Below are 6,944 nucleotides of genomic sequence, written 5' to 3'. Positions count from 1 at the left end.
CCGTGAGCAGCGCAGCAGCTGCGGCCAGGAAGTTCCGCATGGCAGCAAAGTGTAACGTCCGGACGTGTTCGGCGTCCGGTGCCTCACGGGCGCCAGGGCGGCACCGGGCAGAACGGCAGCGGCGGTAACGGCAGGTGGCGGCGGCTGTTTGAAAGGCAACGACGATCGCGAGTAGAAGACGCCGGTGCCGATGTCGTGGACGCTCTAGGTAATCCCAGTAGAAGTCGTGGCACACGTTCGGGTCCCAGGGTATGGGCCGCTCCGCCGGATCGGGATCGCCGGGGCACCAGCGCTGACACGAGCTGCCCGGTGCGCAATCGCCAGGAGCGGCCGCCGCCGGACGCTGCGCCTTGCTAAGCAGGCGAACCAAGCCATCTAACTGGGATTATTCACCTCACCGCCTTTGCTTGGTAGGGCGCGATCTGCGGCGGACGTCGCGGCCCGGACGGTCACTAGCGCGGCCGCCCGGGGACCGGTCGGGGTGAGCACCCGCGCGTTTCGGGCCGGCTCAGTACGCGGCACGGGATCGTGTTGAATCGATGCATGTTGAGCCTGGCCGAAATTTCCGACCGCCTGGAGATCCAGCAGCTGATGGTGGACTATTCCACCGCCATCGATCAGCGCCGATTCGACGACTTGGACAAAGTGTTCACCGAGGACGCCTACATCGATTACACGGCCCTGGGCGGAATTGAGGGCAGCTATCCCGAGGTCAAAAATGGCTGTCCGAGGTGCTGCCCAACTTTCCGGTGTATGCGCATATGCTCGGCAACTTCTCGGTGCAGATCGACGGCGACACGGCGTCGTCGCGGGTGTTGTGCTTCAACCCGATGGTGTTGCCGGGCGAGCCCGCGAAAAACGGCGACCCGGTGATGTTCTGCGGCCTGTGGTACGACGACGAATTCGTCCGCACACCAGCGGACTGGCGGATGACCCGCCGGGTCGAGACGAAGGTCTTCCAGGGGGTGATGTGACGCGACGGCAGCGTCGCGGCTCGGCCGAATTTCTGCCGACGGGCATCGTTCTGGCACAATGGGCGGCTGTCCGCCGCGCGACCCGCCCCGTGCCGGGGTGCTTGTTCGGCGGTCACACACGCGAGGCAAAACCGGATCCCGGCCATCCCGCCCGGATCGCTGAATTGCAGCGTGACACACACAGGAGAAATCGCTTAACCATGGCTGTCAAGATCAAGCTCACGCGGCTTGGCAAGATCCGTAACCCCCAGTACCGCATCGCCGTCGCCGATGCGCGCACCCGGCGGGATGGCCGCTCGATCGAGGTGATCGGCCGCTACCACCCCAAGAAAGACCCCAGCCTGATCGAGATCAACTCGGAGCGGGCCCAGTACTGGCTGTCCGTTGGCGCGCAGCCGACCGAGCCCGTACTCAAGTTGCTGAAGATCACCGGCGACTGGCAGAAGTTCAAGGGCCTGCCCGGCGCTGAGGGCAGCCTGCAGGTTCGCGCGCCGAAGCCGAGCAAGCTGGAGCTGTTCAACGCGGCGCTCGACGAGGCCGACGGCGGCCCGACCACCGAGGCCACCAAGCCAAGAAGTAAGGCCCCCGCCAAAAAGGCCGCCAAGAGCGAAGAGGCAGCCGGCGCGCCCGCCGAGGCTGACGCGCCGGCTGCCGACGCCGCGGCCGAGCCGACCGAATCCGCTACGGAAAGCTGGCCGTCGCAATGAGTACGGTGGTCGTCGACGCTGTTGAGCATCTGGTCCGCGGCATCGTGGACAACCCGGACGATGTCCGGGTCGACCTCGTGACGAGCCGGCGCGGACGCACCGTCGAGGTGCATGTGCACCCCGACGATCTGGGCAAGGTGATCGGCCGCGGCGGACGCACTGCGACCGCGTTGCGCACACTTGTCGCCGGCATCGGTGGCCGCGGTATCAGCGTCGACGTGGTGGACACCGACCAGTAGGGTCTTCGCACTCATGGAGCTGCTCGTCGGGCGCGTCGTGAAAGCACACGGCATCACCGGCGAGGTGGTGGTGGAAGTTCACACCGACGACCCCACCACCCGTTTCGCCCCGGGTAACACGTTGCGCGCCAAGCCGTCTCGCGGCAGCGTCGCGCCGGGCAGCTTCGTCGTCGACACCGTGCGTGAACACGGCGGGCGGCTGCTGGTGCGGCTGGCCGGCGTAGCGGACCGCGACGCCGCGGATGCCTTGCGCGGCAACCTGTTCGTGGTGGACTCCGATGACCTGCCGCCGATCGACGAGCCGGACACCTACTACGACCACCAGCTCGAAGGTCTGCACGTGCGCACCACAACCGGCCACGACGTCGGCGTCGTGGCCGAGGTGCTGCACACCGCGGCCGGCGAATTGCTGGCGGTGCGCCAGGGCGAGGGCGACCAGGTCCGGGAAGTGTTGGTGCCGTTCGTGACTGCGATCGTCACGTCGGTGTCGCTGGATGACCAGATGGTCGAAATCGATCCGCCCGAGGGTCTGCTGGATCTGACGTAGATGGGGCGCGCATCGGCATGAAGATCAACGTGATCACGATTTTCCCGGCCTACCTGGATCCGCTGCGGCAATCGCTGCCGGGCAAGGCGATCGAGTCGGGTCTGGTCGACATCGAGGTGCACGACCTGCGGCGCTGGACGCACGACGTGCATCGATCCGTCGACGACGCGCCCTACGGGGGCGGTCCCGGCATGGTGATGAAGGCCCCCGTCTGGGGCGACGTGCTGGACGAAATCTGTTCCGGCGAAACACTATTGGTGGTACCGACACCGGCGGGTAAGCTGTTCAAGCAGGCCACCGCCCAGCGCTGGGCCGCGGAAGCACATCTGGTGTTCGCGTGTGGTCGCTACGAGGGCATCGACCAGCGCGTCGTCGAGGACGCCGGTCGCCGGATGCGGGTCGAGGAAGTCTCGATCGGCGATTACGTGCTGCCGGGCGGGGAGTCCGCGGCCGTGGTGATGATCGAGGCCGTGCTGCGGCTGCTCGCCGGGGTGTTGGGCAATCCGGCGTCGTACCGCGACGATTCGCACTCGCCGACGCTGGGCGGCCTGCTCGAGGGGCCCAGCTACACCCGGCCGCCGAGCTGGCGCGGCCTCGACGTCCCCGACGTGCTGCTGTCCGGTGATCACGCGCGCATCGCCACCTGGCGCCGGGAGGTGTCGCTGCGGCGCACCCGCGAGCGCCGCCCCGATCTCGATCCGGGTCGGGATCAGGGTCTGCCGGCCGCTGACCGGTCGGTCTAGAAGGTGGGGGAGCCGGTCCGGCCGTTGGGGAACATCGTCTTGACGGCCTGGGTGATGGTGTCCGGTCGGTCAGCGAGCTCAGTGTGTTCACCACCGGCCGTCGGACGGCAGGGTCGTCGATGGCAATCCGTACCGGCTTGCGACCTGACTGATGATGCCGCTGCCGCCGCCCTGATCCCAGAACCGATCGGCGGCACCGTCGTCGGACGACTGCAACATGATGTCCAGCGCCCGGCGGTCGTCGGGAGACAGCCGAATCTTGCCCCGGGCCTCCTGCAGCAGCAGGTCGTCGGCGATGAACAGCTTGGCCACCGAGGCGGTCCCCACGATAGGCGAGTTGCCGTTGGAGACCAGCTCGTGGGTCTTGCGGTCGAGGATGCCCACCGAGAGCGTGGCACCGCTCGCGGTGGCCTGCTGGATGCGCGCCTGCAACCCATTGAAACCCGCCATCGGCGCCCCGGGCACTTGGTCGGTGTCCAGCAGCTGCACGAGCTGCGAGGAGCCGGGGGCCGGCTTGCCCGACGCTTTCGGAGTCCGGGCGCCCGGTAACGCCCCGAGCCGCGCCTCGTCACATCCGGCCAGCACCAGCGTCACCGCCAACCGCGGCGAGAGCAGTGAGCGGACGGACACGCATCGCTGTTCTCCCTGTACTCCGGCATCAGCATGTGGGGTGGGTGGTCTGCCTGCAACCTGCCCGGGTCGGGTTGAGTTCGGGTTGACAAGCGCAAAATAACCCAATTATATGTACCACTCACCAGCGTGTTCGGCGCAGCGCAAACCGCAGCGTTATATCTGTGATTTTCAATGCGCGCGGGGTGTCTGGCACAATTGACTAGTTGCCTTTAGCGGCTCCGCGGTTTTGCGCCTGCCGCGATACGACCCGAAGCCCGAATGGCTTGACCACCACCCCCGCGTGCGGGCCGTTGCCGCACGCCGTGACCGTAAGGAAGTGTCTCTCACATGAACAGGCTGGACTTTGTTGACCAGGTGTCGCTGCGCGACGACATCCCGGCCTTCAACCCGGGTGACACCATAAACGTGCACGTCAAGGTCATCGAGGGTGCCAAGGGGCGCATCCAGGTGTTCAAGGGTGTGGTGATCCGTCGGCAGGGCGGCGGCATCCGCGAGACCTTTACCGTGCGCAAGGAAAGCTACGGTGTCGGCGTCGAGCGGACCTTCCCGGTGCATTCGCCGAACATCGACCACATCGAGGTCGTGACCCGTGGTGATGTTCGCCGGGCCAAGCTGTACTACCTGCGCGAACTGCGCGGCAAGAAGGCGAAGATCAAGGAAAAGCGCTGATCGTGCCCGTCGCGGCGATGCCGACGGCACGTCCGGCCGGTCGTGACGACGCGTTACAGGCCCGCACGCCGTGCTGACTACGCTGATCTCGTGACGGATTCCACGGACTCGCCCAAGCCCCAGTCCGAGCCTGGTCAGTCGGAGCCGAAGGTCTCCACTCGCACCCCCGACACTTGGTTGGACTCAGCCGACCCTGAAGCCGACGACTCGTCCGGCGAGCCGGACGCCGGACCGGAGCCCGACGCGGCCGACGCGGAAACGCCGGAGCCCAAGAAGAATTCCGCGCTGCGCGAGCTGGTGGTGCTGGCCGCCACGGCGATCCTGCTCTACTACGTGATGCTGACCTTCGTGGCGCGCCCGTACCTGATCCCGTCGGAGTCGATGGAACCCACGCTGCACGGGTGCACCGGGTGTGTCGGCGACCGGATCATGGTCGACAAGCTCAGCTATCGCTTCAGGTCTCCGCATCCCGGCGACGTGATCGTCTTCAAGGGGCCGCCGAATTGGAACGTCGGGTACAAGTCGATCCGGTCGGGCAACACCGCGCTGCGTTGGGTGCAGAATGCGTTGTCGTTCATCGGGTTTGTGCCGCCCGACGAGAACGATCTGGTCAAGCGGGTCATCGCGGTCGGCGGGCAAACAGTGCAGTGCCGGGCCGACACCGGATTGACGGTCGACGGCAAGCCGCTCAGGGAGCCATACCTGGACCCGGACACGTTGATGGCCGATCCGGCCGTGTATCCGTGCCTGGTCAGCGAATTCGGCCCTGTGACTGTCCCGGTGGGACGGCTGTGGGTAATGGGGGACAACCGCACTCACTCCGCCGATTCGCGCGCCCACTGCACCAGCGTTCCGGCCGACGCGCTCAAAGGCATTCTGTGTACCGGTGATCCGGTGTCGGGGACGGTGCCGGTGGCCAACGTCATCGGCAAGGCGAGGTTCATCGTCTGGCCGCCGACACGATGGGGTGGGGTGGGTTCGACGAACCCGCAGCAAGGTCAGTAGCCGTGACCATGTGGCCGCCGCGGACGGTCATCCGTAAAGCGTCCGGGCTGCGCGCCCTGGAGTCCGCCCTGCACCGCAACGGTCTGGGCCCGGTGGCCGGGGTGGATGAGGTGGGCCGCGGCGCCTGCGCGGGCCCGCTGGTGGTGGCGGCCTGCGTGCTCAGTCCGAATAGGATGGAAAGCCTTGCGGCCCTTGATGATTCAAAGAAGATGACCGAGAAGATGCGGGAGAAGCTGTTCCCGTTGATCTGTCGCTACGCGCTGGCCTATCACGTGGTGTTCATCCCCTCGGTCGAGGTGGACTGCCGCGGTGTACACGTCGCCAACATCGAAGGCATGCGGCGCGCGGTGGCTGGGCTGTCAGTGCGGCCCGGTTACGTGCTCAGCGACGGCTTTCGGGTGCCCGGGCTGCCGATGCCGTCGCTGCCGGTCGTCGGTGGCGACGCGGCCGCCGCCTGCATCGCCGCGGCCAGCGTGCTGGCGAAGGTGAGCCGGGACCGGCTGATGGTCGCGATGGACGCCGAGCATCCCGGCTACGGCTTCGCCGAGCACAAGGGGTACAGCACGCCCGCGCACAGCCACGCGCTCAACCGGCTGGGTCCCTGCCCCGAGCACCGCTTTTCGTTCATCAACGTCCGCCGCGTGGCCTCGCCGTCCGGAAACGGATCCGGCACCCGGGTGGTGGCCGAATGCAAACCGGACCTACCGGCCGAGCGGGCCGAGTACCTGTGAGGAAAGATGGATGCAGACTCCTGACAGAGCGGTAATGCTGGCAGCAGTGGCCCCGCGGGGAGTCGCGACACTGGCAGGGAAAGGGACGTCTGAGCAGGTGAGTGGCAGATGAGCGCGGAGGATCTCGAAAAGTACGAGAACGAGATGGAGCTCTCGCTCTACCGCGAATACAAGGACATCGTCGGCCAGTTCAGCTACGTGGTGGAGACCGAGCGCCGCTTCTACCTGGCCAACAGCGTAGAAATGGCGCCCCGCAACGCCGACGGCGAAGTGTACTTCGAGCTGCGGCTGTCCGACGCCTGGGTGTGGGACATGTACCGGCCGGCACGGTTCGTCAAGCAGGTGCGGGTGGTCACCTTCAAGGACGTCAACATCGAAGAGGTCGAGAAGCCCGAGCTGCGGCTACCCGAGTAGTGGCTCGCCGTCGGACGGCAGGCTCCCGCGTCGCGCGATGACCTCCGGGCCACGTCGGCCAGCTTGATGTTCAGCGCTTGCGGGTGCCGGCGCAGCAGGTCGAACGCCTACTCTTCGGTCGTGTCGTGCAGCAGCATCAGCATGCCGACGGCCTTGCCGATTTCGCGGTTGCTGAGCAGTCCCCGCCGCAGGCTGGCCGCGTCCTGGCCCTTGGCCGCGGCGTTGAGGGCCTCGCGGCGATGCAGATGGCCGCATACATCTCCTTGGCGTCCGAGCCCTGGT

Annotated in this window: 7 protein-coding genes and 4 pseudogenes; 9 read left to right on the top strand and 2 right to left on the bottom strand. The window is 66.8% G+C overall.

Going from position 1 to position 6,944, the window contains the following annotated elements; all coding sequences use genetic code 11:
• Window positions 1-543: 543 nt before the first annotated feature.
• The 5 genes and pseudogenes from FQ389_RS13840 to trmD all read left to right on the top strand — a co-directional run bounded on the left by FQ389_RS13840 (window position 544) and on the right by trmD (window position 3,210).
• Window positions 544-974 (top strand): annotated as a pseudogene (locus tag FQ389_RS13840) (nuclear transport factor 2 family protein).
• Window positions 975-1,174: 200 nt separating this feature from the next.
• A complete protein-coding gene (rpsP, locus tag FQ389_RS13835) occupies window positions 1,175-1,681 on the top strand; it encodes a 30S ribosomal protein S16 (RefSeq protein WP_144208594.1) in 507 nt (168 codons plus the stop codon).
• Window positions 1,678-1,920 (top strand): RNA-binding protein, encoded by a 243-nt coding sequence (locus FQ389_RS13830; protein ID WP_144208591.1) that lies wholly within the window; start codon window positions 1,678-1,680, stop codon window positions 1,918-1,920. The genes rpsP and FQ389_RS13830 overlap by 4 nt, the downstream gene beginning before the upstream one ends.
• A 13-nt stretch (window positions 1,921-1,933) precedes the next feature.
• Window positions 1,934-2,467: a ribosome maturation factor RimM gene (gene rimM / locus FQ389_RS13825; RefSeq protein WP_144208588.1), complete on the top strand. Its 534-nt coding sequence runs from the start codon at window positions 1,934-1,936 to the stop codon at window positions 2,465-2,467.
• 17 nt (window positions 2,468-2,484) lie between these two features.
• A complete protein-coding gene (gene trmD / locus FQ389_RS13820; protein ID WP_144208585.1) occupies window positions 2,485-3,210 on the top strand; it encodes a tRNA (guanosine(37)-N1)-methyltransferase TrmD in 726 nt (241 codons plus the stop codon).
• Window positions 3,211-3,274: 64 nt separating this feature from the next.
• Here the strand turns inward: trmD and FQ389_RS13815 are convergent.
• Window positions 3,275-3,844, bottom strand: a pseudogene (locus FQ389_RS13815) (hypothetical protein); the annotation flags it as partial.
• A 326-nt stretch (window positions 3,845-4,170) separates the two neighbouring features.
• Between FQ389_RS13815 and rplS the strand changes: the two are divergent.
• From rplS to FQ389_RS13795, 4 genes and pseudogenes are all read left to right on the top strand, one after another.
• Window positions 4,171-4,512, top strand: a complete 342-nt coding sequence (rplS, locus tag FQ389_RS13810) for a 50S ribosomal protein L19 (protein WP_144208579.1) — start codon at window positions 4,171-4,173, stop codon at window positions 4,510-4,512.
• A gap of 90 nt (window positions 4,513-4,602) precedes the next feature.
• A complete protein-coding gene (gene lepB, locus FQ389_RS13805) occupies window positions 4,603-5,517 on the top strand; it encodes a signal peptidase I (RefSeq protein WP_144208575.1) in 915 nt (304 codons plus the stop codon).
• An 8-nt stretch (window positions 5,518-5,525) separates the two neighbouring features.
• Window positions 5,526-6,360, top strand: a pseudogene (locus FQ389_RS13800) (ribonuclease HII).
• Complete coding sequence (locus FQ389_RS13795) at window positions 6,357-6,662, top strand: DUF2469 domain-containing protein (protein WP_144208572.1); 306 nt, start codon at window positions 6,357-6,359, stop codon at window positions 6,660-6,662. Before FQ389_RS13800 ends, FQ389_RS13795 begins: the two are co-directional and overlap by 4 nt.
• Here FQ389_RS13795 and FQ389_RS22595 read toward each other — a convergent pair.
• A pseudogene (locus FQ389_RS22595) lies at window positions 6,651-6,892 on the bottom strand (ANTAR domain-containing protein); the annotation flags it as partial. The gene FQ389_RS13795 and the pseudogene FQ389_RS22595 overlap by 12 nt on opposite strands.
• Window positions 6,893-6,944 lie beyond the last annotated feature (52 nt).

The organism is Mycobacterium tilburgii, from assembly GCF_902168065.1.
GTDB classification, from domain to species: Bacteria; Actinomycetota; Actinomycetes; order Mycobacteriales; family Mycobacteriaceae; genus Mycobacterium; species Mycobacterium tilburgii.
This window is presented reverse-complemented; position numbering and strand designations above follow the sequence as displayed.